Here is a 22,986-nt window from a genome sequence, read left to right on the forward strand (position 1 = left end):
CCAATCACCTACCTGCCGGCGTCGAGGACCGCGTGGTAGGGGACGTGCGGTACTTCGCAGGCACGGCTGAGCTGAGCCCCTTGTCCAGGCGGATCGCCGTCTTGAAGGCGTCCCGCGCCGCCGCGTCCTCACCGGACTGGGACAGCAGCATGCCCAGTCGTAGGTAGGCGGTCGACGACTTGTTGTCGATCGACACGATCTTGCGGTAGATGTCCATCGCCGTCGTCGGTGCCTTACCTTCCAGGGCGATGGCCTTGTTGTAGAGGGCCGGCTTGTAGTTGGCGTCGGCCGCCAGTGCCTTGTCGTAGTTGCTGATCGCCTCGTCGGCCTGATTGCGCGACTGGGCGATGTAGCCCAGGTTGAACCAGGCGAACTTGTTGTCGGCCTCGGCGTCCAGCAGCTTCTCGAAGGTGGCCTTCGCCGCGTCGAAGTCGCCGGCCTGGCCCTGCTCGAGACCGAGCTTCAGCAGATCAGCCGGCGTTTCGGTGCCGCCGTTCGTCTTGTCGGTGTTGCCGGCGTTGTTCGTCTGTGGCTTCTCGGCAGGCTTGTCGCTGCATGCCGTGACACCGGTCAGCAGGACCGCACCGCAGGCGAGCGACCCGAGTATCTGACGCATGTTCATTTCTCCTCCTCGACGACAACGGGGCGGTTCGGCCTGCTGTTCGTCCGGTTGGCCTCGCTACTGTTGGACGTCGCGCGGTCCGACGTCTCGGACGGAGCCCCCAACATCAGCGGCGTGGCGAGTGAAATGCAGGAGACCCAGATGTCGGCGCCCCCGCCGGTAAAGGTGAACTGGTAGCCGCTGGTCGTGAGTGGCTGGATGAGCACGGGGTTCACTCCTGCACCCGATAGCTGATATCCGGTTCCGACAGCGATATCTCCCGGCTCACAGCCGAAATCGACGGGGGTGTCTGCGATCACGGTCAGCGGACCCTGGATGTAGGCGGCCTGGATTCCGTTGCCCGCCACGCCCTGCGCGCCTTGGGCGCCCTGCGTGCCCTGCGCACCTTGGGCGCCTTGGAAACCTTGAGCGCCGGTGGCGCCTTGTGCGCCCGTGTCGCCCTGCGGGCCTTGGGCACCGGTGGCGCCTTGGAAGCCCTGGACCCCTTGGGCCCCTGCGTCGCCCTGTGGGCCTTGAGCGCCCGTGGCGCCTTGAGCGCCTGTGTCACCTTGTGGGCCTTGGGCACCGGTGGCGCCTTGGAAGCCCTGGACCCCTTGGGCCCCTGCGTCGCCCTGTGGGCCTTGGGCACCGGTGGCGCCTTGGGCGCCTGTGTCACCTTGTGGGCCCTGAGCGCCGGTGGCGCCTTGTGCGCCTTGTGCGCCTGCATCGCCCTGTGGGCCTTGGGGGCCGGTGGCGCCTTGGGCGCCTGCATCGCCTTGCGCGCCTTGAGCGCCGGTGGCGCCTTGTGCGCCTGCATCGCCCTGTGGGCCTTGAGCGCCGGTGGCGCCTTGAGCGCCTGCATCGCCTTGCGCGCCTTGGAAGCCTTGTGCGCCTGCGGCTCCCTGTGGGCCTTGGGGGCCGGTGGCGCCTTGGGCGCCTGCATCGCCTTGCGCGCCTTCAGCGCCGGTGGCGCCTTGAGCGCCTGCATCGCCTTGCGCGCCTTGGAAGCCTTGTGCGCCCGCGGCTCCCTGTGGGCCTTGGGGGCCGGTGGCCCCCTGTGCGCCTGCATCGCCTTGGGCGCCTTGGGCACCTGCGTCGCCTTGTGGGCCTTGGGGACCGGTGGCGCCTTGAGCGCCCGCGTCACCTTGAGCGCCGGTGGCGCCCTGTGAACCCTGAGCGCCGGTGGCGCCCTGAGCCCCTGCATCGCCTTGGGGGCCGGTGGCGCCTTGAGCGCCTGCATCGCCTTGCGCGCCTTGGAAGCCTTGGGCGCCGGTGGCACCTTGGGCGCCCGCATCACCCTGAGCGCCTTGAACGCCTGCGTCGCCTTGGGCACCGGTGGCGCCTTGGAAACCCTGAGTACCTTGGGCGCCCGAGTCGCCCTGTGCGCCCTGTGCGCCTGCGTCACCCTGCGGGCCTTGAGCCCCGGTGGCGCCTTGAGCGCCTGCGTCACCCTGAGCGCCTTGAGCGCCTGGCACGCCGGTGGCTCCCTGAGCGCCTTGGAAGCCTTGAGCACCTTGGGCGCCTGTGTTGCCCTGGGCGCCTTGGGCGCCTGTGTTGCCTTGAGCGCCCTGGCTGCCCGCTTCGCCTTGGAATCCCTGTGCGCCTTGAGCGCCTGCGTCGCCCTGGGCACCCTGAGCACCGTGAGCGCCCGCGTCGCCTTGAGCGCCCTGAGGGCCTTGGGGGCCTTGCTTGCCGTGCGGGTAGTCGTCCTTGTCCTTGTCGTGACCGCCCCAGGGGCTCTGCCAGCCCTGCGGACCGTAGTCCGGTTGCCCGTCGGGGTACTGGTCCCACGAATCGTCGGGCCCGTCGCTGTCTTGGCGGACCGTTGACCAGGATGAGGGCCACACGCCGAGTTGGCCATGCGGGCCGGGCGTACCGATGTGTACGTCCTGTGCGGACGGCTTCGCTTCCACCGGTTGCGCTGCGGCTGCGGGCCCACCCGTCATTCCGACTACCAGTAGGGCGGAACTCAGCCCTGAAGCCGCCCGGGCATGGTTCAGCCGCCGCCGCAGCCGTCGGTTGTTGCTCATGACCCCTCCAGAGCCACCCCGGATACACCCAGAGCTACCTACTAGTCACTCGCCGCTATTGACGGGCGAGTCGTAGCGTATTCGACCCATTGGTCGGTCGAGGCGGGTTTTGGTGGCACTTAGGTACATTTAGGAGAATGCGGAACTTACTTACGATCAGGGCATAGGCCCTGGCCACCGCGTTGCGGGCCGCCCATTCCAAGGACTCGTCACGTTCGGGGGCGGCTCACCGCCGCACCCGCAGGTCGCGGTAGGCGTCACGCTCCTGCTGGGGAGGCGCCACCGTGCGAACGACGTCGCGAGGAGGCCTCGGCGTCAGCCTCGCGTCTCTCGCCCCGGCGTTGACCCCGCGAGTGCGGCGGCCACCCGGAGCGCCTCGCGTCGGCCCTGGTCGCGGGCTGCGGCTACGAGCGCGGGCACGACGGATCGGTCCATCACACCGGTCCCCTGCGCTCGTCTGGAGGCTTGGTCGCGAAGCAGCAACTCCACCCGGCGGCCCGTGCCCAGCGCGGCTCGCTGCTTCTCGATGCGCGCCCACGGCCCGATCGCGGCGGTGCTCGGCGCGAGGGCGATGACCGGGCCGTTTCCGGGGGCGAGGTCGAGGTTGAGGGTCGACCGCATGCCGCCATCCATGTAGCGGCGGCCGCCGATGGCAACCGGGGCGGCGGAGATCGGCATGGCGCAGCTCGCGGCGACGGCGTCCACCAGGGGTACGCCGTCGTGCCTGGTGAATGTGCGGCTGGCGCCCGTCCCGGTGTCGACGGCCACGATGCGAAGGTCGGCGTCGTCCCGCCAGGCGTGGTCGGGCAGTCGAGCCTCGGCTGTCCGGCGCTGCCGGGACGGGTCGTCGATGCGTGCGGCGAGGGCGAGCCGGCCGAGGCGGCGAGCGGCCTGCTCGGGGCTGCGCGCGAACAGTTGTGCCCGGGCGAGCCGAAGCAGGTCGAGCAGGCGCAGGGCGGGTGAGGTCTCGTGGGCGACGCCGCCGCGCTGTCGCTCGAAGAGTTCCGCCAGTGGGGTGCCGCTGGCGATCTGGGCACCCACGACGGCACCGGAGCTGGTGCCGATGAGGACTGCCTCCGGGGTCACGGTCACCCCCTCGTCGGCAAGCCCGGCGAGGATGCCGACCTCCCAGGCGATGCCAGCTACTCCACCGCCACCGAGCACCCAGACAGGCCGCGCGTCGTCCGTCATCAGTCGCCTCATTCGGTGGGATACTGCTAACGCTGTACGCAGTTGAGGCTAACAGTGGTGACTGTGGATCGACAACGGGTGCGGTGCTCAGGGTTCCCGTCGGCCGACGATGGTTCCGCCGAGTCGGCTCTCCGCCGAGGTGACGGTGGTCTGCGAGTCGACGGTGAACCCGTGCTGACGTAGCCAGGCCGCTACCTGGGCTGGCTGCCGACGATGGACGTGCACGTTCATCGGGTGGCCGCCGTAGCCCTCCGTCTTGAGGGTCGTCTCGTCGCCCACGTGGAACCCGAGCAGCAGGGGGCCACCGGGGCGGATCACCCGCCGGAAATGCGAGAACACGGAGTCGATCTGGTCGTCGGGGATGTGGATGAGGGAGTACCAGGCGACCACGCCAACGACCGAGTCATCGGCCAGGTCGAGGTCGGTCATCGAGCCGACCTCGAACCTCAGCTCAGGGTGATCATGGCGGGCCACCTCGATCATCCCGGGCGAGAGATCGATCCCGAAGGCGTCGACGCCGAGCGTGTGCAGGTGGGCGGTGATGCGACCCGTCCCGCAGCCCACATCAGCGACCGGCCCGCCGCCGGCAGCCCGCACGAGATCGGCGAACGACGTCAGCGCGGCTCGTTCGTGCGGTGCCTGGGCCAGCAGGTCGCGTACCAGGCGCGCGTAGCTGACCGCGACCGTGTCGTAGGAGGTGCGGGTCTCCGACAGCCAGTCGTCTGCGGTCACCACGCCAACGCTAGTTGAGCTACACACTGATGGCTGGCCGTGCCCGACCAACAGTTTGGAGGCGTCCATGACTTCCGCACCGGTGATCCTGAGTCTTCCCATCTCGGACCGCGCTACCTCCTACCGCTTCTATCGCGACGGACTCGGCCTCGACGCCGTGGGCGAGTTGGCCGACGACGGCATTCCCGAGCCGTTGCAGTTCGTGGTCAACGACGGGCTGCGGCTGATGCTCATCCCGACCGGCGGCTTCGGTTGGGTGATCGGCCGGCACGAGGTCGCCCCGAGGGGTCAGAGCGAATGCCTGCTCAACCTCGGTGTCGCCTCGCCGGCCGACGTGGACGCGCTCGTCGGGCGGGCGCGCACCGCCGGTGCCGAGATCATCACCGAGACGGCAGCGCAACCCTGGGCGTACGCGGGCGTCTTCGCGGACCCGGATGGTCACTTGTGGATGGTGACCGCCGACTCGGAGTCCTGAAACCGTCGGTGGTGGTGGTTACGGTCCGACGGTGACCGTGACCACCGATGCCCCCGGGACGCTGCCCACCCCTGCCGACGAGGCCCGACTGTGGGCACTCATCGGGGCGGCCTGGGCCGAGTTGGGCGCCGAGCCCCTGGCGCTGCGGCAGGCCCTCATCCACCGCGACCCCGCCGATGACGACGACGGCGACGGGCCGGCCTACGCCATCGACGCCTGGCTGGACGCGTTCCTGGACCGTCTCGGGCACCTGACCGCCGAGCTGACCGGGCAGGAGCTGACCGATCTCGACCGGGTGGTGGAGCGCAAGCTGCACGACATCGACCGGGAGGACATCCACGAGGTGACCGACGGCTCCGACGACGGCTTCCTCTACGCGCGAGGGTTCATCGTCGCCCTGGGGCGGGCGTACTACGAGGCGGTCCGCGCCAACCCCGCGATGGCGCTGCCGGACGCCGACTGCGAAGGGATGTGCTACCTGTTCGCGCACCTGCACAACGATCGGTTCGGTTCGTGGCCGGAGACCGGCTCCGGGATCTCCCGGGAGTCGTTCGGCAACCGGGCCGGCTGGTCGGCCTGAGCGTCATCGTCGGAATAGGCCCCGGTCCGGCCACACCGGTGGGAGATCCGCCTGCACCGAGACGGCAGGCGGCCCTGAGGCGCGGTTAGCATCCGCCCATGACTACGGGGGTTTCAGCAACGACGGTCCGACCAGGGCGGCGCGTCGTCGTCGCGTCCAGCGTGCTGCTGGGGCTCAGTGGTCTCGCCCGGCTCGCGCAGGTGGCGGCCGAGGCCGTTCGGGAGAACACCTACCTGAGGGCACACGAGCAGGTGGGCACGCCGAGTGGCTTCGCTGCCCCGCCGATGGTGTTCCTCATTGGTGTCGGCCTGGTCGTGGCGTTGACCGCCCTTGTCGTGCTGGCGCTGGCGCTGGCCAATCTGGCCGGTCGGAACTGGACCCGGATCGTCACCTGGGTTGTCGGCGGCGTGACGGTGGCGGTGTCGGCCGGTTGGCTGTTCATCTTCACCGTTCCGGGCGGCGACGATATCCCGCAGAGTCCCGACGCGAGTCGGGTCGAGGAGGTCGCCGCTCAACTGATGCCCGGGTGGGCCGAGCCACTCAGCACCGCGGCGGGGTTCGTGGCGTCGCCCGCGCTCCTGATCGCCCTCGTCCTGCTGGCACTCCCACCCGCCAACGCCTTCTTCCGATGGCGTGGCGGGGTGCAGGATCCGCCGTATCCGGCCGGGACCACCCGGCCTGACGGCGGGCGTGTTCCCCAGCAGGTCTAGGTCGGCGGCGGGATCAGACGTAGATTTTCGTGGCGTACTCCGGGCCGTAGTGCCGTTCCAGGTCTTCGAGGGTCTCCGCCGGTGCCTCGACCTCCTTGATCAGGCGTGCCCGGGACGGCAACACCTCGGGCTGCCAGGTCTCCGGCCGCCACAGCTCGGACCGCAGGAACGCCTTCGCGCAGTGGTAGAAGATCTGCTCGATCTCCACCACCACGGCGAGCACCGGCCGGTGCCCCTTGACCACCATGTCGTCGAACCAGGGCGCGTCGCTGACCAGGCGGGCCCGCCCGTTGATCCGCAGCGTGTCGGTCCGGCCGGGGATCAGGAAGAGCAACCCGACGTGCGGGTTGTCGAGGATGTTGCGGTAGCCGTCGGCCCGCCGGTTGCCGGGCCGCTCTGGCAGCGCGATGGTCGTGTCGTCCAGCACCAGGGCGAACCCGGCCGGGTCGCCCTTGGGTGAGACGTCGCAGGTGCCGTCCGCGCCGGCAGTGGCCATCAGACAGAACGGCGAGGCGTCCAGCCACTCGCGGTCCCGTTGGTGCAGGCGGGGGCGGTCCTTGCTGGCGGCCCGTGGGTGCGGCACGCCGAGCAGCTCGCGCAACTCCTCATGAGTGGTGATCTCCACCGTCACGTCGATCCTCCCTCGACCGTTGAGCCGGTGGCGGGTACCACCATTCGTCAGCCTAGGCCGCCGTGACCAGCGCGAGGTTTGCGCCGGACAGCGTTGGGTACGGCCGCCGTACGAGAGCGTCGCGCAGTGCAGCCGATCAGTGGAGGCCGGGAGATGGAGAGCCGACTCAAGGTGCTGGGCCACCCGGTCCACCCGATGCTGGTCATGTTTCCGGTCGCGCTGCTGGCCACGGCGGTGCTCTTCGATGTGGTGGACACCGTCGGTGGTCCCGACTTCCTCGGCGAGGTCGCGTACTGGAACATCACCGTCGGTCTGATCGGCGGCCTGCTCGCCGCGGCGGCCGGCTCGTTCGACCTGCTGGCGATCCCGACCGGCACCCGCGCCAAGCGGGTGGGTCTGCTGCACGCTGGCGCCAACGTCGCGGTGATCCTGCTCTTCGCGGCGATCTGGGTGGTCCGGCTCAACGCCGATTCCCGCGCCGCTGGCGGCGCGTTGCTTGTCGTCGAGGTGGTCGCGCTGGCGATCCTCGGCATCAGTGCGTGGCTCGGTGGTGAGCTGGTCGACCGGCTCGGTGTTGGCGTCGACAGCGACGCCGGCCTGGACGCGTCCAGCTCGCTGCGGCCGCCGGCGGCCACCCAGCGGATCGGAGAGGTGTGATGAGTGAACAGCAGTTCGGCGGCTTCGGTCGGGGATGGCGGGGCGGACGGCAGCAGGGCTGGGACCCGATGGGGGAGCTGCAGTCGCTGCGCGCCGAGTTGAGCCGCCTGGTCGGTGGTCGCGCCGGGGCGTCAGACGTCGAGTTGACCGAGACCTCGGACGGCTGGGAGGTCGTCGTCCGGCTGCCCGGGGTGGCGCCGGAGGAGGTGGCGGTCGAGCTGGACGACCGCGAGTTGTGCGTACGGGCCCGCTCGGAGGCGGAGGTCAACGCCGACCAGGGCATCCCGGGCGGCTTCGAGACGCGCGGCTTCGAGTACCGGGTCAACCTGCCGGCGCGGGTCGACCCGGATGCCATCGACGCGGTGATGGACCACGGTCTGCTGCGGGTCCGGCTGCCTCGGGCGACCCGGCCCGCGCCGCGCACCATCACCGTGGGTCGCACCGGGCCGCGCTCCGGCGACCTCCTGCCGGGTACGCCGATGCCGGCCGACCCCGCCGCGGACCGGGAGCTGCACCGCCCGGACACCGCTGACGAGATCGACCGGCCGTAGCGGGCCTCGTGGTCAGCCCTCCCGTGCTCGGCCCGACCGCCGAGCGCCTTCCCGACGTGCGGCGGATCGCCGTGCTGCGCGCCAACGCGCTCGGCGACTTCATCTTCGCCCTGCCGGCGCTGGACGCGTTGCGCGCCGCGTACCCCTCGGCGGAGATCGTGTTGCTCGGCGCGCCGTGGCACGCGAAGCTCTGGCGCGACCGGCCCGGCCCGGTGGACCGGGTGCTGGTGGTGCCGGCGGCGCCCGGCATCCGTACGGCGGAGCCGGGCGAGCCGGAGTCGTCGATGGACGGCTTCCTGGCCGCTGCCGCCGGTGCGGAGTTCGACCTGGCGGTGCAGATCCACGGCGGGGGCGCCAACTCCAACCCGCTGATCAGTCGGCTCGGTGCCCGGTTGACCGTCGGCCTGCGCACCGAGGACGCGCCGCCGCTGGACCGGTGGCTCCGCTACGTCTACTACCAGCACGAGGTGATCCGCTACCTGGAGGTGGTGGCGCTGGCGGGAGCGCCGGCCACGACTGTCACGCCGAGGCTCGCGGTGACCGACGCCGACCGGGCCGAGGCCGCCCGGGTGCTGGGCCCGGCCGATCGTCAGCGGGTGGCGCTGCATCCGGGTGCCACCGACACCCGCCGCCGCTGGCCCGCCGAGCGCTTCGCCGAGGTGGCCCGTGCGCTGCACGCGGACGGCTACGAGGTGCTGGTCACCGGCACCCCGTCCGAGCAGGAGGTGGTGGACCGGGTCGTCGCCGCGGCGCAGGTGCCGGTGCGCCCGCAGGTGGGCACGCTCAGCCTCGGTGGGCTGGTGGGTTGTTACGCCGACTGCGCGGTGGTCGTCTCGAACGACACCGGCCCGCTGCACCTGGCCGCTGCGGTGGGCGCGCCGACGGTGGGGATCTTCTGGGTCGGCAACCTGATCAACGGGGCGAGCCCGCTGCGGGGCCGGCACCGGCCGATCAGCTCGTGGACTGTGCACTGCCCGGTCTGCGGGGTCGACTGCACACCGGGCATCTACCCGCACCGGCCGGGCGACGGTGAGTGCCCGCACCGGGACTCGTTCGTGACCGACGTCCCGGTGATCGAGGTGCTGGAGGCCGCCCGGGAGGTGCTCGGCCGGTAGGTCACGCCAACTGCGGGGTGTCCTCGTCGGCGAGGACGACCTCCCACGCCTCCACGTCCCGGTCGGTGACGGTGGTGGGGGACTCCAGGTGGTACGCGCCGCTGGGCAGAATGCCCGCGCCGCCGTAGCGGGACATCACGGCGAGCTGCGCGGCCACGTCCTCGCCCTGGTGCTTCTCCTGCACCCGACGCCAGAAGTCGAAGCCGCCGGCGTCGACGAGCTTGGCCCGGTCGTAGAGCACGCACCCGCCGATCCAGGAGACCTTGTAGGCCCGCCACGCCCCCGGCGGCAGCGCCAACTGCTCGGTGATGTGCAGCAGGTTCGCGGCGGAGTGGATCCGGGCCCGGTTCCACTGCGGGGTGTCGGGTCGGATCCGCTCCGGTGTGGGCGGGCCGGCCCACTCCTCGTAGAGGCCGTGCGTCTCCGGCCGCACGTCATCGGTGTACGACAGCCCGTGCACACCGTTGCCGACGAACCCGCAGCCCAGCTCGCCGATCGCGGTGACCAGTCGGTGCAGCGCACCCGGTGCCAACCAGATGTCGTCGTCGAGGTTGAGGACGTACCGGGCGGCCGAGGCGGCGAGCAGGTACGCCCGGTGCTCGGCCAACCCCCGCCGTGGCAGCCGGCGGGTCAGCAGCACCGGGTGACCCCGGTGGCGCAGCGCCCGGACCATGGTGGCCGCGGCGGGGTGCGCATACGCCGGGTCCCCGTCGGACTGATCGCTGACGACCACGCCGAAGCCGGGCAGCCCGTCCTGGGCGGCGAGCCCGCTCAGCGTGACGGCCAGCTCGGTGGGCCGGTTCCGGGTCGGAATCAGCACGTCGAGCAGCCGGTCCGCCCGGAAGGCCGCCGGGGTGCCGAGGTCGAGAGGGCGGTTCACGACGCCTGGGTGTGGGTGCGCAGTGACGGGTCCGGCTCCCGGTCGTCGACGTGCGGCGACAGGTCCTGGCTGTGCGACCGGATCCGCTCGATGATCGCGGAGGTGGACCGGTCCGGCACGTACCCGAGGGTGCGCACCTGGCCGCCCAGCCGGCGCACCAACGGTGCCTCCGGCACCAGCTCCGGCGGATAGTCGCCGCCCTTGACGTACACGTCCGGTCGGACCGCCTCGATCAGCGCGGCTGGTGAGTCCTCCTCGAAGACCACCACGTGGTCCACGCAGGCGAGCGCGGCGAGCAGGGCACCCCGGTCCTCGACCGGGTTGACCGGCCGGTCCGGGCCCTTCAGCCGTCGTACGCTGCCGTCGGAGTTGACCGCCACGATGAGCAGGTCACCCAACGCGCGGGCCTGCTCCAGGTAGCGCACGTGCCCGCGGTGCAGCACGTCGAAGCAGCCGTTGGTGAAGACGATCGACCGTCCCGCCTCGCGGTGTTCGGCGACGATCGTGTCCAACTCGTCCCCACCGACCAGCGCGGGGTGGCCCGTGGTGTCGGTCGGCTGGTCGAGCGCGGCGAGCAGGTCGTCGCGTCGGCACACGCAGGTGCCCGTGTCCGAGACGGTGATGGTGGCCGCCAGCTGGGCGAGTTGGGCGGCGGTGGGCAGCGGCGCGTCGGCGGCCAGGGCCAACGTCATCGCCGCCAGGTACGCGTCGCCGGCACCCACGGCGTGGCTGGCCGGCACCGGGGTGCTGTGGCTGCGTCGTGGCTCCCCGTCGGCGCCGCCGACCACCGCGCCCTCGGTGTCCAGGGTCACCGCGACCACGTCGGCGCCGGTGTGCGCCCGCAGTTCGGCCAGCCGCGATTCGGCCAGGACGGCCCGGTCGACGCCCTCACCGGCCCGGGTGTTCACTGTGACGCCGGTGCCGGTGACGCTGAGCCCGTCGCCGGTGAGGGCCACCCGTCCCTCGCCCGGGGTGGGTTCACCGATCGGCCCCGGGTGCCCGGCCCGCGCCGGCTCGGCCGTGGCGTCGTCGGCCCGTACCGCGCCCGGGGCAGCGCCCGCTGTCATCTCGGACGGCCCGTCGGCCAGGCCGTTGTCCGGGTGCTCCAGGTGCAGTTCGGTCCCGCCGGCCGGTCGGGTGGTACCGCCCGCACGGGCCAACAGTCGGGTCGCCTCGGCGAAGCTGGGGGTGACCACTGTCGGCGCGAGGCCCCGCCAGTCGGCCAGGTCGTGGGCGTCCAGCGCGACGGTGGCGTACCGCTCGCGGTTGTCGACCAGCCACGCGCGGACCGGCGCGGGCAGCGCGCCCAGGCCGTAGTCGCAGACCACCAGGGTCGGGGCTTCCCCACCGGCGGCGGCGCGCAACTCCTCGGTGGCACAACTCAGGGCGGTGAGCAGTCGGGCCACCCCGTCGTGGTCCAGGGCGTCCTCCGGGTCGCCGGAGTCCTCGCGCAGGAGGATCTGGTTGCCGGCCAGCATCCGCCGCTTCACCGGGGTGGGCCGCCCGGGCTGGTTGACAGTGCGGTCCCAGACGCCGGCCCGGTCCAGGCAGTCGTGCAGTTCGTCCCCGGCGACGTCGGCACCGACCGGTGCCACCAGCACCGCCCGGCCACCGAGGGCGGCGACGTTGACGGCGGTGTTCGCGGCCCCACCGGCGGCGGAGATCCGCCGCCGCAGGGTGAGGACGGGGGCGGGCGCCTCCCGGCAGAGCCGGTCGGAGTCGGCGAACCGCCATTCGTCCAACATGGCGTCACCGACGATCAGGACTGGGCGTTCGAGCCAGCTCTCCACGACGGTGGCGAGCCGGCGCTGTTCCGCTGCTGCTCCTGCCATGCCCGTCCGGGTCCCCAGCGGCCTGGCCGACAAACCTGGCTGACGGCCGGTCCCGCCGCTGGTCATGCCACCTTCGGTGGCGCCTGGCCGGTCCGCACCGGTCCGGACCTGTCCGGCCTGTTTCGGGTGTTCGGCGGCGGGAAGGGAACTGGGGTACCCCCAGAGAGGAGATGTACGAGATGGCAGCGACATTGCAGGGCAAGCGGATCGCCTTCCTGGCCGCCGACGGCGTCGAGGAGGTCGAGTACGTCCAGCCACGCGAGGCGGTGGAGAACGCCGGCGCGACGGCGGAGCTGGTCTCGCTCAAGCCCGGTTCCATCCAGTCCTTCAACCACCTGGACCAGTCCAAGACCTACGACGTGGACGTGACAGTCGACAAGGCCGACGCCGCCGGGTACGACGCGCTGGTGCTGCCCGGCGGGGTGGCGAACCCGGACTTCCTGCGCGGCGACCCGGACGCGGTGCGGTTCGTGAAGGCGTTCTTCGACGCGGGCAAGCCGGTCGGGGTGATCTGTCACGGCCCGTGGACGCTGATCGAGGCGGACGTGGTGCGCGGTCGGCGGATCACGTCCTGGCCCACCCTGCGTACCGACCTGACCAACGCCGGAGCCACCTGGGTGGACGAGGAGTGCGTCACCGACGGCAACCTCACCAGCAGCCGCAAACCCGACGACCTCCCCGCCTTCTGCGCGGAGATCACCAAATCCTTCACCAGCCCCTGACCCCGACCTCCCCGGTTGATCATGAAGTTATTGCCGCCTTGCGCGGGTCTCGTGGCAATAACTTCATGATCAACCCTGCTGAGGTGGGGGTTCGGCGCATGTTCTGCGGGTGACGGGATAGAAGGGCACATGACCACGGAAGCCTCCGACGCGCCGGTGCTGAACCGTCAGCAGATCCGGCTGCTCATGCTCGGCCTGATGACCGGCATGCTGCTGGCCGCACTCGACCAGACCATCGTCGGCACGGCACTGCCGACCATCGTGGGCGAGTTGGGCGGTATCAACCACTACTCCTGGGTGGTCACCGCGTACCTGCTCGCCTCGACCGCGTCGACGCCCCTGTACGGCAAGATGGCCGACCTGTACGGGCGTCGACCGGTCTTCCTCTTCTCGATCGGCACGTTCCTGGTCGGGTCGTTGCTGGCCGGGCTGTCGCAGAACATGACCCAGCTGATCGTCACCCGAGGGATCCAGGGTCTCGGCGCGGGTGGTCTGCTGACGCTGGCCTTCACCATCATCTCGGATGTGGTGTCACCCCGTGAGCGTGGCCGCTACCAGGGTCTGTTCGGCGCGGTCTTCGGGATCTCGTCGGTCGCCGGGCCGTTGGTGGGTGGTTACTTCGCGGAGACCGACTGGCGATGGATCTTCTACATCAACGTGCCGTTGGCGATCCTGGCCATCGTCGTCTGCTACCACGTGATGCGGTTGATCCCGTTCGAACGTCGGGACCACTCGATCGACTGGCTCGGCGCCGGTCTGCTGGTGGCCGGGGTGAGTTCCCTGCTGCTGGCGCTGAGCTGGGGTGGCAACGAGTACCCCTGGGGCTCTGGCGTGATCATCAGTCTCTTCGTTGTCGGTGCGGTGCTGGGGGTGCTCTTCGTCCTCCAGGAGGCCCGGGTGGCCGAGCCGATCCTGCCGCTGCGGCTGTTCCGCAGCGCCACCTTCGCGCTGGCCAACTCGGCCCTGCTCATCATCGGTCTGGTGATGTTCGGCTCGATCATCTTCATCCCGCTGTACCTGCAGATCGTCAAGGGGGCTTCGCCGACCCAGAGCGGTCTGCTGATGCTGCCGATGATGGCCGGCATCATCATCACCTCGATCCTGACGGGTCGCGCGATGACCCGGATCGGCCGGTACAAGTGGTTCCCGGTGGCCGGTTCGGTGACCCTGCTGGCCGGCATGTTCCTCTTCACCCAGCTGGCGGTGAACACCTCGCTCTGGGTCGCGTTCGGGTACATGGTGGTGATCGGCATCGGGTTGGGTCTGTGCATGCAGTCGCTGATCCTGGCGGTGCAGAACGCGGTCTCCGTACGCGATCTGGGGGCCGGCACCTCCTCGGCGACGTTCTTCCGGTCGCTGGGCGGTTCGTTCGGGGTGGCGATCCTCGGCACGGTGCTCTCGTCCCGGCTGACCGGCGGGCTCGCCGACCGGTTGCCCGGCGCGATCGCGCAGCTCCCGCCGCAGGAGCAGGCCGCCGTGGCGGCGAGTGGTGGCACCAACATCTCGATCAACGATCCGGCCACCATCCTGGCCCTGCCGGGGCCGGTCCGCGCGGCCATCCAGGGCGCCTTCGTCGACGCACTGGACATGGTCTTCCTGACCGCCGGCCTGATCGCGATCGTGGCGGTGGTGGTCACCCTGACGCTGCCCAACACCCAGCTGCGGGGTGCCGGTCCGAAGGGCGCCACCGGTGGTGCCGACCCGCTCGGCGGCGAGGCCCCGGCCCCGGGTGGCAAGCCGCTGACCCGCGAGTCAAAGGAGGAGGCGGCCGCCGACATGGAGGCCAAGTCCCAGACGATGATCTGAGCGCGGCCGGTTGGTCAGGCGGGGCGGCGGTAGACGCCGTACCACCAGGTCGCCGCCAACTCCCGGGCGGCCGCCGCGTCGGTCTCGGGGTCGGCCGAGGTGGCGCTGACGTGATCGGCGAGGAAGCGGTCACCGCCGATCACGATCAGTCGGCCCGCGGTCTCCGCGTCGACGCCGGCGGGGGTACGTCCGGCCTCCTGCTCGACGCGGAGTGCCTGCACGGTACGGGCCACGAACCGCTCCAGCCCCGCCGCCCAGTACTCGCGGACCACCTCGTCGTACGCGGCCACCTCGCTGACCGCTGCCAGGACCGGGGCGTATGTCCGGTAGATCCGGATCACGTCGGCGAAGACCTCGGTCAGCGCCGCGAGCGGATCGCCCGGCCCGGCCGGACTCCACTCGCCGGTGCGGCCGAAGGAGGTTTCCCGCATGGTGCCGGCCAGGCGCATGAGCAGTTCGGTCTTGTCGCGGAAGTGGGTGTAGAAGGTCGACCGCGCCACCCCCGCCTCGGCGGCGATCCGCTGTACCCCGAGATCGGTGAAGCGGATGCCCTCCCGCAGCAGGCGCTCGGTGGCCGCCAGCACCCGTGCCTCGACGGCGGCTCGTCCGTCGGGGTTGCGCGGGCGGCGGCGGGTGATCGAGGGCATAGCCGGAATCCTAGGTGGCCGGGGGCCGGATCGGCGACGTACGCTCGTTGCCGGACACAGTGTCCGACATAGTGACCAGGGAGAGCCTGACCTCGGCCTCCCACCCACCACGAGGAGCAACACACGTGAAGTACCGACTGCTGGGCACCACCGGGGTGTACGTCTCGGAGATCTCGCTCGGCGCGATGACCTTCGGCGGCAGCGGGCACCCGCTCTGGGGCACCCTCGGTGGGCTGGCGCTGCCCGAGGTGCAGCGGCTGGTGGACACCGCGCTGGACGCCGGCGTCAACTTCGTCGACACCGCCGACGGCTACAGCGACGGCGAGAGCGAGGAACTGCTCGGCAAGGCGCTCGGCAAGCGGCGTCGCGACGTCGTGCTGGCGACGAAGGTGCACTCCCGCACCGGGCCCGGCCCGAACGACGTCGGCACCTCCCGGCTGCACATCATGCAGAACCTGGAGGACAGCCTGCGCCGGCTGGGCACCGATCACATCGACCTGTACCAGATCCACAACTTCGACCACATCACTCCGATGGAGGAGATGCTGCGCGCGCTCGACGACGCGGTCCGGCAGGGCAAGGTCCGCTACATCGGGGCCGCCAACTTCGCCGCCTGGCAGATCTCCAAGGCGCTGGGCATCTCCGCCCGGGAGAAGCTGGCCGGGTTCGTCTCGGTGCAGGAGTACTACTCGCTGCTGGGCCGGGACGTGGAGCGCGACGTGGTGCCGATGGCGCTCAACGAGGGAGTCGGGCTGACCGTCTGGAGCCCGCTCGCCGGTGGTTTCCTCTCCGGCAAGGTCAGCCGGGACGGGGCCGTCGCCGACAGCGGCGCGCGCAGCGCCCAGCCCGGTTACGCCAGCTTCACGCCGTTCGACCCGGAGCACGCCTTCGGGGTGGTCGACGTGCTCAAGGGCGTCGCCGAGCGGCACGAGGTCAGCCCGGCCCGGGTGGCGGTCGCCTGGCTGCTGTCCCGGCCCGCGGTGACGAGCGTGATCGTCGGAGCCCGCAAGCACGATCAGTTGGTGGACAACATCGCCGCCTCGGACCTCACCCTGACCGAGCAGGACCTCACCGAGCTGGACGAGGCCACCAAGCTGCCGGTCGCGTACCCGAACTGGATCCAGGAGGGGTACTTCGCCGGGGTTCGGCTGCCCCAGTGAGGCACGGCCCCGGAGTCGGCAGACTCCGGGGCCGACCTACTTGAGGATCAGTCGGTTCGTCTGCTCGAAGACGTCCAGGTCGGCCAGGGTCTCGATGACCGATGTGGAGAGCGGGGCGGGGAACCGGTCCCGGGCGAAGAAGCCCGCGTCGGTGGTCTCGTCGGTGACCCGGGCCAGTTGCCCGTCCCACTCCTCCACCTTGAACGCCGTCGTGAACACCTGGTACGTGTGGCCGTACATGTTGGTGCTCGTCCGGTCGGGGCCGGTGTAGAGGGCGAACGCGCAGACCCGCAGGGCCCGCAGTCCGGTCTCCTCACGGACCTCGCGGACCGCGCAGTCGGCTATCGACTCGCCCAGCTCCATCGCGCCGGCCGGCATGGCCCACTGGCCGTTGTCCGAGCGTTTGATCAGCAGAATGCGTCCGGCGTCGTCGTTCACCACGGCACGGGCGCCGACGAACATCAGCGTCCGGTCCCCGGCGAGCGCGCGCAACTGCCCCACGTATGAGTCGGCCCAGGAGATGCTCACCTGCGACAACTTACGGGGGTTCCCAACGTGTGACCCGCGACACTAGCTTGTTACCCATGCGTAGCACGATGATGGACGCCCCTCTGCAGGTCTCCCGGATCCTCGAGCACGGCGCAGGAGTGCACGGCGCGGCCGAGGTGGTGACCTGGACCGGCGCCGAGCCCCGCCGGATGACGTACGCCGAGGTGGGGCGCACCGCCGCCCGGTTGGCGCACGCGCTGCGCGACGAGTGCGGGGTGACCGGGGACGAGCGGGTCGCCACCTTCATGTGGAACAACAACGAGCACCTGGTCGCCTACTTCGCGGTGCCGAGCATGGGCGCGGTGCTGCACACGCTCAACATCCGGCTCTTCCCCGACCAGGTCGTCTACATCGCCAACCACGCCGAGGACCGGGTGGTGCTCGTCGACAGCACGCTGCTCCCGCTGCTGGCCCGGGTGATCGGCGAGCTGACCACGGTGCGGCACGTCGTGGTGGTCGGCGGCGGTGACCCGGCGCCGCTGGTGGCGGCTGCCGGTGACCGGATCACCGTGCACCACTGGGACGCGCTGCTCGCCGACCGGCCCGAGGTGTACGACTGGCCCGAGGTCGACGAGCGCGATGCCGCCGCGCTCTGCTACACCTCGGGCACCACCGGGAACCCGAAGGGTGTGGCCTACTCGCACCGGTCGATCTACCTGCACTCGTTGCAGGTCTGCATGCCGGAGGGTTTCGGTCTCGGGCCGACCGACCGCGAGTTGGCCATCGTGCCGATGTTCCACGCCATGTCCTGGGGCCTGCCGTACGCGGCCTTCCTCTCCGGCGCGTCGCTGATCATGCCGGACCGGTTCCTCCAGGCCGCGCCGATCGCCGAGATGATCGCCGCCGAGCGGCCCACCCTGGCCGGCGCGGTGCCGACCATCTGGACCGACCTGCTGGCCTACCTGGACACCCACGACGTGGACACCTCGTCGCTCGGTGAGGTGATCGTCGGCGGGTCGGCGTGCCCGCCGGCGTTGATGCACGCGTTCGGCGAGCGGCACGGGATCGAGGTCATCCACGCCTGGGGGATGACCGAGATGTCTCCGCTGGGGTCGGTCTCACGTCCACCCGCCGGTGTGACAGATGAGCAGGCGTGGCGTTACCGCTACACGCAGGGGCGGGTGCCGGCGGGCGTGCAGGCGCGGATCGTCGGCCCGTCGGGCGAGCCGATGCCCGCCGACGGCACGGCGGTGGGCGAGTTGGAGGTCCGTGGGCCGTGGGTGACCGCCCGGTACGTCGGTGACGACGCCCCGGAGGAGGAGAAGTTCCGCGACGGCTGGCTGCGAACCGGCGACGTCGGCACCCTCTCGCCGGACGGGTACATCACGCTGACCGACCGCGCCAAGGACGTGATCAAGTCCGGTGGTGAGTGGATTTCGTCGGTGGAGCTGGAGAACGCGCTGATGGCCCACCCGGCGGTGTTGGAGGCGTGCGTGGTGGGTGTCCCGGACGAGCGGTGGGACGAGCGGCCACTGGCCACCGTGGTGGTCCGGGAGGGCGCGTCGGTGACCGCGGAGGAGCTGCGGGACTTCCTGGCCACGTCGGTGGCGCGCTGGCAGTTGCCCGAGCGCTGGGCGTTCATCGACACCGTGCCGAAGACGAGCGTGGGCAAGTTCGACAAGAAGGTCGTCCGTTCGCGGTACGCCGGGGGTGAGCTGACTGTCCGGGAGCTGACAGCCCCGTAACGTTTTGCCAGGCACTGTCGCCTGTTGGGGCGGGAGTACTCCTGCAACAACCCTCCCCAGGGGCGGCCCCGGCGTTCGCACCGCGCCGGGGCCGCCCGCTCCACGCGGGGTGACCCGCACCATCATTGTTGCGAAAGTTATTCGCTTCTGTCCTGCTGACGGGGAAATCGGGCGATCGGCGACCCGATCAGGCGTCGCTGGTGGTGATGAGCACCTTGCCCACCGTCGAGTCCTCCACCGCCTGGTGCGCCGCTGCCGCCTCGGCCAGGGGGTAGTAGTGCAACGGCAGCCCGGCGTCCGCACCCACCCGGATGCCGCCCTGGCTGGCCGCCGCCGCCACGTCCTTCACGCCCAGCGCCTTGGCCGCCTTCGGCTCCGTGTAGACAAGCACGAACTGCCAACGGGCGTTCGGCGCCATCATCGCCCGAATCGGGATGCTGACCTCGCCCCCACCGTCGTCGGCGTACATGCAGACCGCGCCGCCGTGCCGCAGCACCTGCGCGTCGATCGGGGCGTTACGGGTGGGAGAGACCTCCACGATCGTGTGGACCCCGTCGGGGGCGATCTTGTGGACCTCCTCGACCACGTCCTGCTCCCGATAATTGATCACAAAGGAGGCACCGGCCGACGCGGCGAGCTGCGCCTTCTCCGCGCTGCTCACAGTGGCGATCACCGTGGCGTCGGACCACCGGGCGAGCTGGATCGCGGCGTTGCCGACCGCTCCCGCGCCGCCCTGCACCAGCACCGTGTGATCCGCCAACGCGCCGGCCCGCAACGTGTCCGGCATGAACTCACCAGCGGTCAGACAGCGGTGCGCGGTGAGGAACGGAATGCCCAGGGCGGCGCCCAGCTCGAACGGGGCGTCGCCGAGGCGTACCGCCTGCCGGACCGGCACCAGCGTGTACTCCGCCGCCGTACCCCACTGTCGCTGCCAGGCCGCTTCCCAGATCCACACCCGCTCACCGATCAGGTCGGGATCGACCCCCGCGCCGACCGCCTCGACCACCCCGGCGCCGTCCTGCCCGGGAATCTGCCACCCGTCCGGCGGTGAACTGCGGCGGGACTTCCAGTCGGTCGGGTTCACCCCGGAGACCGCCACCCGCACCAGGACCTCGCCCGCACCCGGTTCCGGCACCGGCCGGTCGACCAGAGAAAGCACCGACGGGTCGCCGGTGCGCTCGTACACGATGGCCTTCATCCGTGGTCTCTACCCCGCTCGGCCCCGGTCAACCCAGCTCGTCCACCAGCTCCGGGGTCAGCGCACCGATCGCGTCGAGCGTCACCACCGCCAGCCCCGCGGCGTCCGGATCGAGCGGGTACGAGCCGTGCGGCACCGCCACCACCCGCATCCCCGCCGCCGCTGCCGAACGCACCCCGTTGGACGAGTCCTCCACCGCCACGCAGCGGGTCGGGTCGACGCCCAGGCGCTGCGCCACGCTCAGGTACACGTCCGGCGCGGGCTTGCCCCGCTCGGTCTGCTCGGTGGAGAGGGTCGCGCCGAACGCGTCGGTCAGGCCGGTCGCCGCCAGCGCCGCCTCGATCAACCGGGTCGGCGACGAACTCGCCAGCCCGAGCGGCCACCGCGCGGCCAGCCGGCGGACGACCTGGTCGGCACCGTCGATGAGGGGTACGTGCTCCCGGTAGCGGCGGGTCATCTCCTCGACCACCTCGACGGCGACCTGCTCGGCGGTACGCCCGACGCCCAGCTCCCCGCTGAGGTAGTGGGCCCACTCGCCGGTGCTCATCCCCATCAGTCGGCGTTGGGTGTCCGGCTGCCACGTTCCGCCGTGCGCCGCCACGTACGCCCGGCGGACCTCCTCCCACACCGGCTCGGAATCCACGATCACGCCGTCCAGGTCGAAGACCACCGCATCCGTCACGGGCCCATCCTGCCCGACCGGCGGGTGCCCGTCAGCCGGGCAGCGCCGGCAGCCCGACCGGGCTGCCCTCCGGGACCAGGGTGTGGCAGGAGCGGGCGATCGGCTCCAGCAACTCCCGGAGCCGGTTCGTGTCGTCCGGGGCGAACGCCCGCCACGGATGCGCGGCGGCCCGGTCGGTGGCGTCCTCGACGGCCTGGAGCCCGGCCCGGGCATCGTCGGTGGCAGCGCCGTCACCGGTCAGCCAGCCCTGCTCGGTGAGCCGCTCACGGGCGGCCTGCCACTGCTCCTCGGACCAGCCCCGGCCCAGCAGGTACTGCGGCGGCGAGCCGTCCAGCGCCACCCGCGCGGTCAGGGTCTCCACCGGGTCCAGCCCGGCGGCGACCAGCGCCGCCACGTGCCCGTCACCACGGTGCTCGCGCAGGGTCGTGGCGGCCTGCCACAGTCGGGCCAGCGGGTACTCGCCGGCCGGGAGCGCCGCGTTGGCCGCGCCGAGCACCCGGCCTGCGGTCTGCGCCGCCGACGCCGCCCGCTCCAACAGGTCGGCCGCCTCCACCAGATGCGACTCCGGCAGCTCGTAGGTCAGCTCGGCGAGCGCCTGCACCGCGCCGGTCAGGCGGGCCCGCAACGCCTCCTGCGGGGTGGCCAACCGCCACACCGCGGGCAGCGCGCGGGCCACCATCGGCGGTGCGAAGGTGAAGAAGGCGGCAGTCACCGGGGCCGCCTCGGTGGCGCCCAGTGGCGCGGCCCGGCCGGCGAAGTAACCGCGCCAGTAACCGCGCAGCCCCACCGCCTCGTACGCGGCACGGGCCCGGGGGTGGAGGTAGGTGACAGCGTGCACCGGCTCGAAGTACGCCCACATCGACCGGGCGGTCCGCCCAGGCTCGTCCAGCGCCGTCACATGCACCTCCGCGTCCGGTTCCAGCTGGGGCACCCCGGGCGGCGAACCGCCCGGGGTGACGCCGAACCTACTGCCGCTGGGTGACGGGCCGGAAGCCCCATGTGAACAACCCCATCGCGTCCCGGCGACAACCGGGACGATCCGGGCAGGTCACTGGGCGGCGAGCACGTCCACCACGAAGCGCAGCGGACCGGTCGGACGTCCACCGGCGGCGGCCTCGTCGTTGCCGTACGCCAGCTCGCCCGGAATGTCGAGCTGCACCCGGCTGCCCACCGTCACCCCGACCAGGCCCTGGTCCCAGCCCGGGATCACCTGGCCGACGCCGATCGGGAAGGTGGCCGGCTGGCCGGCCTTCCAGGAGGAGTCGAACTCCTTGCCGTCCTTGTAGAACACCCCCACGTAGTTGGTGGTGATGTTCTGGCCCTTCTGCACGGCCGGCCCGGTGCCCTTGATCAGCGGCGTGACGACGAGCTTCTTGAGCTCACCGGTGCCCGGCGTCACCGTCGGCTTGCTGCCCAGCGCGGGATCGGCGCCCTCGGGCAGCTGCGGCGCGGGAGGCGCGCCGGCCTCGTCGGCGGCCGGGGCGGAGGCGGACGGGGTGGAGTCGGCCGAGTTCTTGGGCTTGTCGTCGCCACCGCCGATCGTCACGAAGACGCCGATCAGCACCCCGACCACGGCGACGGCGGCGAGGCCGCTGGCCCACGCGTTGCGCTTCCGCCTCGCGTCGGCGGCCTTCTTCGCCGCCAACTGGGCGGCCAGGCGGCGCCCCGACTTGGTGGCCGGGCTCTGGTCCTGGCCCGCCGACCGGTTCTGCTGCGTCCGCTCGCTCACGTCGTCGACTCCCTGCTGCGAAGTGTGGCCGGCACACCCGGTGCCGGGGGGAAAGCCGACGCACACGGTACCCGCACCGCGGCCTACCGTGCCCGCCGCGGACGCCCCGGATCGCCCAGCGCGACAGTTCCGGGGCGTTCTCGGGCGACTATTCCGGGACGACCATGAAGTCGGTCACGAACGAGGTGACCCGGCCATCGGCGGCCCGACCGATCCAGGTGCCGTAGCAGCCGTCACCCCAACCGCTCGCCACGGTGACCACGTTGGCACCGCTGACCTCGTCCACCACGGCACTGATCAGCCCCGGGACCGGGGACGAGGGCAGCTCGGCGGGGATGAAGACCTCCTCGACCCGATCGGAGTCCCAACCCTCCAGGACGGCGAGCGCGCTCGGGTCGGCGAAGGTGCCGACGCCGGCGTCCACCCCGTACCCGAAGTAGTCGTCGGCACCGAGCGTGGCGACGTCCTGGTCACCCGCGACGGCCGGCTCCCAGCGGACCGTCGGCTCGGCGGAGACGACCAGCTCCAGCGCGGCAACCCGTCGGTCCACCTCGGCGTCCTCCCGGAGCACCACCGCCACCCAGGCGCGGGCGGGATACCGCCCCGGGGGCACGGTCACCGTGAACGGCTCCGCCTCCGGGCAGACCAGCGGGTCACACCCGACCACGCGGCCGGTCGGCAACACGATGTCGCCCACCGGCTGAACCTCGATCAGGTATCCGCCGTGCTCGTCGGTGAAGCGGGCGCCGGGCGTCAACAGCCGGTCCAGATCAGGGGTGTACGGCATGGGGGCTCCTCCGGTCGCCAGCGGCCGGCGGAGCGT

At 71.4% G+C, this 22,986-nt stretch carries 25 protein-coding genes; 10 read left to right on the forward strand and 15 right to left on the reverse strand.

All coding sequences use genetic code 11. From position 1 onward, the window contains the following. Positions 1 to 4: 4 nt before the first annotated feature. From ACX27O_RS03075 to ACX27O_RS03095, 5 genes are all read right to left on the reverse strand, one after another. A complete protein-coding gene (locus ACX27O_RS03075; protein WP_210857926.1) occupies positions 5 to 616 on the reverse strand; it encodes a tetratricopeptide repeat protein in 612 nt (203 codons plus the stop codon). Positions 617 to 618: 2 nt separating this feature from the next. Next, on the reverse strand, positions 619 to 969 hold the full coding sequence (locus ACX27O_RS03080) for a hypothetical protein (protein WP_245233679.1): 351 nt from the start codon (positions 967 to 969) through the stop codon (positions 619 to 621). Further along, complete coding sequence (locus tag ACX27O_RS03085; RefSeq protein WP_458938907.1) at positions 924 to 2,231, reverse strand: hypothetical protein; 1,308 nt, start codon at positions 2,229 to 2,231, stop codon at positions 924 to 926. The genes ACX27O_RS03080 and ACX27O_RS03085 overlap by 46 nt, the downstream gene beginning before the upstream one ends. Before the next feature lie 715 nt (positions 2,232 to 2,946). Beyond that, on the reverse strand, positions 2,947 to 3,822 hold the full coding sequence (locus ACX27O_RS03090; RefSeq protein ID WP_358124236.1) for a patatin-like phospholipase family protein: 876 nt from the start codon (positions 3,820 to 3,822) through the stop codon (positions 2,947 to 2,949). Positions 3,823 to 3,909: 87 nt separating this feature from the next. Further along, on the reverse strand, positions 3,910 to 4,554 hold the full coding sequence (locus tag ACX27O_RS03095; RefSeq protein ID WP_458938908.1) for a class I SAM-dependent DNA methyltransferase: 645 nt from the start codon (positions 4,552 to 4,554) through the stop codon (positions 3,910 to 3,912). Positions 4,555 to 4,621: 67 nt separating this feature from the next. Between ACX27O_RS03095 and ACX27O_RS03100 the strand changes: the two genes are divergently transcribed. The 3 genes from ACX27O_RS03100 to ACX27O_RS03110 all read left to right on the forward strand — a co-directional run bounded on the left by ACX27O_RS03100 (position 4,622) and on the right by ACX27O_RS03110 (position 6,319). Then, on the forward strand, positions 4,622 to 5,029 hold the full coding sequence (locus ACX27O_RS03100; RefSeq protein ID WP_358124242.1) for a VOC family protein: 408 nt from the start codon (positions 4,622 to 4,624) through the stop codon (positions 5,027 to 5,029). A gap of 31 nt (positions 5,030 to 5,060) precedes the next feature. Further along, positions 5,061 to 5,609 (forward strand): DUF4240 domain-containing protein, encoded by a 549-nt coding sequence (locus tag ACX27O_RS03105; RefSeq protein WP_357636902.1) that lies wholly within the window; start codon positions 5,061 to 5,063, stop codon positions 5,607 to 5,609. Positions 5,610 to 5,707: 98 nt separating this feature from the next. Continuing rightward, positions 5,708 to 6,319, forward strand: coding sequence for a hypothetical protein (locus tag ACX27O_RS03110; protein WP_358124245.1), 612 nt, complete (start codon positions 5,708 to 5,710; stop codon positions 6,317 to 6,319). A gap of 13 nt (positions 6,320 to 6,332) precedes the next feature. Here ACX27O_RS03110 and ACX27O_RS03115 read toward each other — a convergent pair whose 3' ends face one another. Next, positions 6,333 to 6,950, reverse strand: a complete 618-nt coding sequence (locus ACX27O_RS03115) for a pyridoxamine 5'-phosphate oxidase family protein (protein WP_358124248.1) — start codon at positions 6,948 to 6,950, stop codon at positions 6,333 to 6,335. Between the two features lie 153 nt (positions 6,951 to 7,103). Between ACX27O_RS03115 and ACX27O_RS03120 the strand changes: the two genes are divergently transcribed. Genes ACX27O_RS03120 through ACX27O_RS03130 form a run of 3 tightly spaced genes read left to right on the forward strand, consistent with a single transcriptional unit; the run spans position 7,104 to position 9,273 of the window. Continuing rightward, the gene (locus ACX27O_RS03120; RefSeq protein ID WP_030334266.1) at positions 7,104 to 7,607 is read left to right on the forward strand and encodes a DUF2231 domain-containing protein; all 504 of its coding nucleotides are present in this window, start codon (positions 7,104 to 7,106) and stop codon (positions 7,605 to 7,607) included. Continuing rightward, entirely contained in the window at positions 7,607 to 8,158 is a 552-nt protein-coding gene (locus ACX27O_RS03125) for an Hsp20/alpha crystallin family protein (RefSeq protein WP_030334267.1), read from the forward strand. The genes ACX27O_RS03120 and ACX27O_RS03125 overlap by 1 nt, the downstream gene beginning before the upstream one ends. An 8-nt stretch (positions 8,159 to 8,166) precedes the next feature. Further along, positions 8,167 to 9,273, forward strand: a complete 1,107-nt coding sequence (locus ACX27O_RS03130) for a glycosyltransferase family 9 protein (RefSeq protein ID WP_458938909.1) — start codon at positions 8,167 to 8,169, stop codon at positions 9,271 to 9,273. Between the two features lies 1 nt (position 9,274). Here the strand turns inward: ACX27O_RS03130 and ACX27O_RS03135 are convergent, their stop codons facing one another. Together ACX27O_RS03135 and rfaE2 are read right to left on the reverse strand one after the other, a co-directional pair. Continuing rightward, complete coding sequence (locus ACX27O_RS03135) at positions 9,275 to 10,153, reverse strand: glycosyltransferase family A protein (protein WP_030334271.1); 879 nt, start codon at positions 10,151 to 10,153, stop codon at positions 9,275 to 9,277. Then, on the reverse strand, positions 10,150 to 11,985 hold the full coding sequence (rfaE2, locus tag ACX27O_RS03140; RefSeq protein ID WP_030334273.1) for a D-glycero-beta-D-manno-heptose 1-phosphate adenylyltransferase: 1,836 nt from the start codon (positions 11,983 to 11,985) through the stop codon (positions 10,150 to 10,152). The genes ACX27O_RS03135 and rfaE2 overlap by 4 nt, the downstream gene beginning before the upstream one ends. A 179-nt stretch (positions 11,986 to 12,164) precedes the next feature. Between rfaE2 and ACX27O_RS03145 the strand changes: the two genes are divergently transcribed. Together ACX27O_RS03145 and ACX27O_RS03150 are read left to right on the forward strand one after the other, a co-directional pair. Continuing rightward, positions 12,165 to 12,707, forward strand: coding sequence for a type 1 glutamine amidotransferase domain-containing protein (locus ACX27O_RS03145; RefSeq protein ID WP_030334275.1), 543 nt, complete (start codon positions 12,165 to 12,167; stop codon positions 12,705 to 12,707). 129 nt (positions 12,708 to 12,836) lie between these two features. Further along, positions 12,837 to 14,513 carry an MDR family MFS transporter gene (locus tag ACX27O_RS03150; RefSeq protein WP_030334276.1) on the forward strand — a complete coding sequence of 559 codons (1,677 nt, stop codon included), beginning with the start codon at positions 12,837 to 12,839 and terminating at the stop codon, positions 14,511 to 14,513. 14 nt (positions 14,514 to 14,527) lie between these two features. Here ACX27O_RS03150 and ACX27O_RS03155 read toward each other — a convergent pair whose 3' ends face one another. Further along, positions 14,528 to 15,160 carry a TetR/AcrR family transcriptional regulator gene (locus ACX27O_RS03155; RefSeq protein WP_458938910.1) on the reverse strand — a complete coding sequence of 211 codons (633 nt, stop codon included), beginning with the start codon at positions 15,158 to 15,160 and terminating at the stop codon, positions 14,528 to 14,530. 125 nt (positions 15,161 to 15,285) lie between these two features. On the opposite strand from ACX27O_RS03155, the gene ACX27O_RS03160 reads away from it, so the two are divergent. Further along, positions 15,286 to 16,320, forward strand: a complete 1,035-nt coding sequence (locus tag ACX27O_RS03160; RefSeq protein WP_210860563.1) for an aldo/keto reductase — start codon at positions 15,286 to 15,288, stop codon at positions 16,318 to 16,320. Between the two features lie 36 nt (positions 16,321 to 16,356). Here ACX27O_RS03160 and ACX27O_RS03165 read toward each other — a convergent pair whose 3' ends face one another. Next, positions 16,357 to 16,848, reverse strand: coding sequence for an NUDIX domain-containing protein (locus tag ACX27O_RS03165; RefSeq protein WP_030334282.1), 492 nt, complete (start codon positions 16,846 to 16,848; stop codon positions 16,357 to 16,359). A 71-nt stretch (positions 16,849 to 16,919) separates the two neighbouring features. On the opposite strand from ACX27O_RS03165, the gene ACX27O_RS03170 reads away from it, so the two are divergent. Beyond that, a complete protein-coding gene (locus tag ACX27O_RS03170; RefSeq protein WP_458939104.1) occupies positions 16,920 to 18,554 on the forward strand; it encodes a fatty acid--CoA ligase in 1,635 nt (544 codons plus the stop codon). 187 nt (positions 18,555 to 18,741) lie between these two features. Here ACX27O_RS03170 and ACX27O_RS03175 read toward each other — a convergent pair whose 3' ends face one another. The 5 genes from ACX27O_RS03175 to ACX27O_RS03195 all read right to left on the reverse strand — a co-directional run bounded on the left by ACX27O_RS03175 (position 18,742) and on the right by ACX27O_RS03195 (position 22,950). Then, positions 18,742 to 19,752 (reverse strand): NADPH:quinone reductase, encoded by a 1,011-nt coding sequence (locus ACX27O_RS03175; protein ID WP_458938911.1) that lies wholly within the window; start codon positions 19,750 to 19,752, stop codon positions 18,742 to 18,744. 28 nt (positions 19,753 to 19,780) lie between these two features. Further along, entirely contained in the window at positions 19,781 to 20,434 is a 654-nt protein-coding gene (locus ACX27O_RS03180; RefSeq protein ID WP_030334289.1) for an HAD family hydrolase, read from the reverse strand. Between the two features lie 31 nt (positions 20,435 to 20,465). Then, positions 20,466 to 21,293: an SCO6745 family protein gene (locus ACX27O_RS03185; protein ID WP_030334291.1), complete on the reverse strand. Its 828-nt coding sequence runs from the start codon at positions 21,291 to 21,293 to the stop codon at positions 20,466 to 20,468. Positions 21,294 to 21,482: 189 nt separating this feature from the next. Continuing rightward, positions 21,483 to 22,163, reverse strand: a complete 681-nt coding sequence (locus ACX27O_RS03190) for an FKBP-type peptidyl-prolyl cis-trans isomerase (protein ID WP_030334292.1) — start codon at positions 22,161 to 22,163, stop codon at positions 21,483 to 21,485. 148 nt (positions 22,164 to 22,311) lie between these two features. After that, positions 22,312 to 22,950, reverse strand: a complete 639-nt coding sequence (locus ACX27O_RS03195; protein WP_030334294.1) for a DUF4241 domain-containing protein — start codon at positions 22,948 to 22,950, stop codon at positions 22,312 to 22,314. Positions 22,951 to 22,986: the final 36 nt, after the last annotated feature.

Source organism: Micromonospora sp. SD19 (assembly GCF_054462275.1).

Bases quoted from the DNA above. Each gene is read 5' to 3' on its own strand.
- ACX27O_RS03195 (WP_030334294.1), bottom strand. From the start codon at position 22,950: ATGCCGTACACCCCTGATCTGGACCGGCTGTTGACGCCCGGCGCCCGC.
- ACX27O_RS03075 (WP_210857926.1), bottom strand. From the start codon at position 616: ATGCGTCAGATACTCGGGTCGCTCGCCTGCGGTGCGGTCCTGCTGACC.
- ACX27O_RS03145 (WP_030334275.1), top strand. From the start codon at position 12,165: ATGGCAGCGACATTGCAGGGCAAGCGGATCGCCTTCCTGGCCGCCGAC.
- ACX27O_RS03185 (WP_030334291.1), bottom strand. From the start codon at position 21,293: ATGTGGGCGTACTTCGAGCCGGTGCACGCTGTCACCTACCTCCACCCC.
- ACX27O_RS03100 (WP_358124242.1), top strand. From the start codon at position 4,622: ATGACTTCCGCACCGGTGATCCTGAGTCTTCCCATCTCGGACCGCGCT.
- rfaE2 (WP_030334273.1), bottom strand. From the start codon at position 11,985: ATGGCAGGAGCAGCAGCGGAACAGCGCCGGCTCGCCACCGTCGTGGAG.
- ACX27O_RS03110 (WP_358124245.1), top strand. From the start codon at position 5,708: ATGACTACGGGGGTTTCAGCAACGACGGTCCGACCAGGGCGGCGCGTC.
- ACX27O_RS03150 (WP_030334276.1), top strand. From the start codon at position 12,837: ATGACCACGGAAGCCTCCGACGCGCCGGTGCTGAACCGTCAGCAGATC.
- ACX27O_RS03090 (WP_358124236.1), bottom strand. From the start codon at position 3,822: ATGACGGACGACGCGCGGCCTGTCTGGGTGCTCGGTGGCGGTGGAGTA.
- ACX27O_RS03120 (WP_030334266.1), top strand. From the start codon at position 7,104: ATGGAGAGCCGACTCAAGGTGCTGGGCCACCCGGTCCACCCGATGCTG.
- ACX27O_RS03155 (WP_458938910.1), bottom strand. From the start codon at position 15,160: ATGCCCTCGATCACCCGCCGCCGCCCGCGCAACCCCGACGGACGAGCC.
- ACX27O_RS03170 (WP_458939104.1), top strand. From the start codon at position 16,920: ATGGACGCCCCTCTGCAGGTCTCCCGGATCCTCGAGCACGGCGCAGGA.
- ACX27O_RS03125 (WP_030334267.1), top strand. From the start codon at position 7,607: ATGAGTGAACAGCAGTTCGGCGGCTTCGGTCGGGGATGGCGGGGCGGA.
- ACX27O_RS03175 (WP_458938911.1), bottom strand. From the start codon at position 19,752: ATGAAGGCCATCGTGTACGAGCGCACCGGCGACCCGTCGGTGCTTTCT.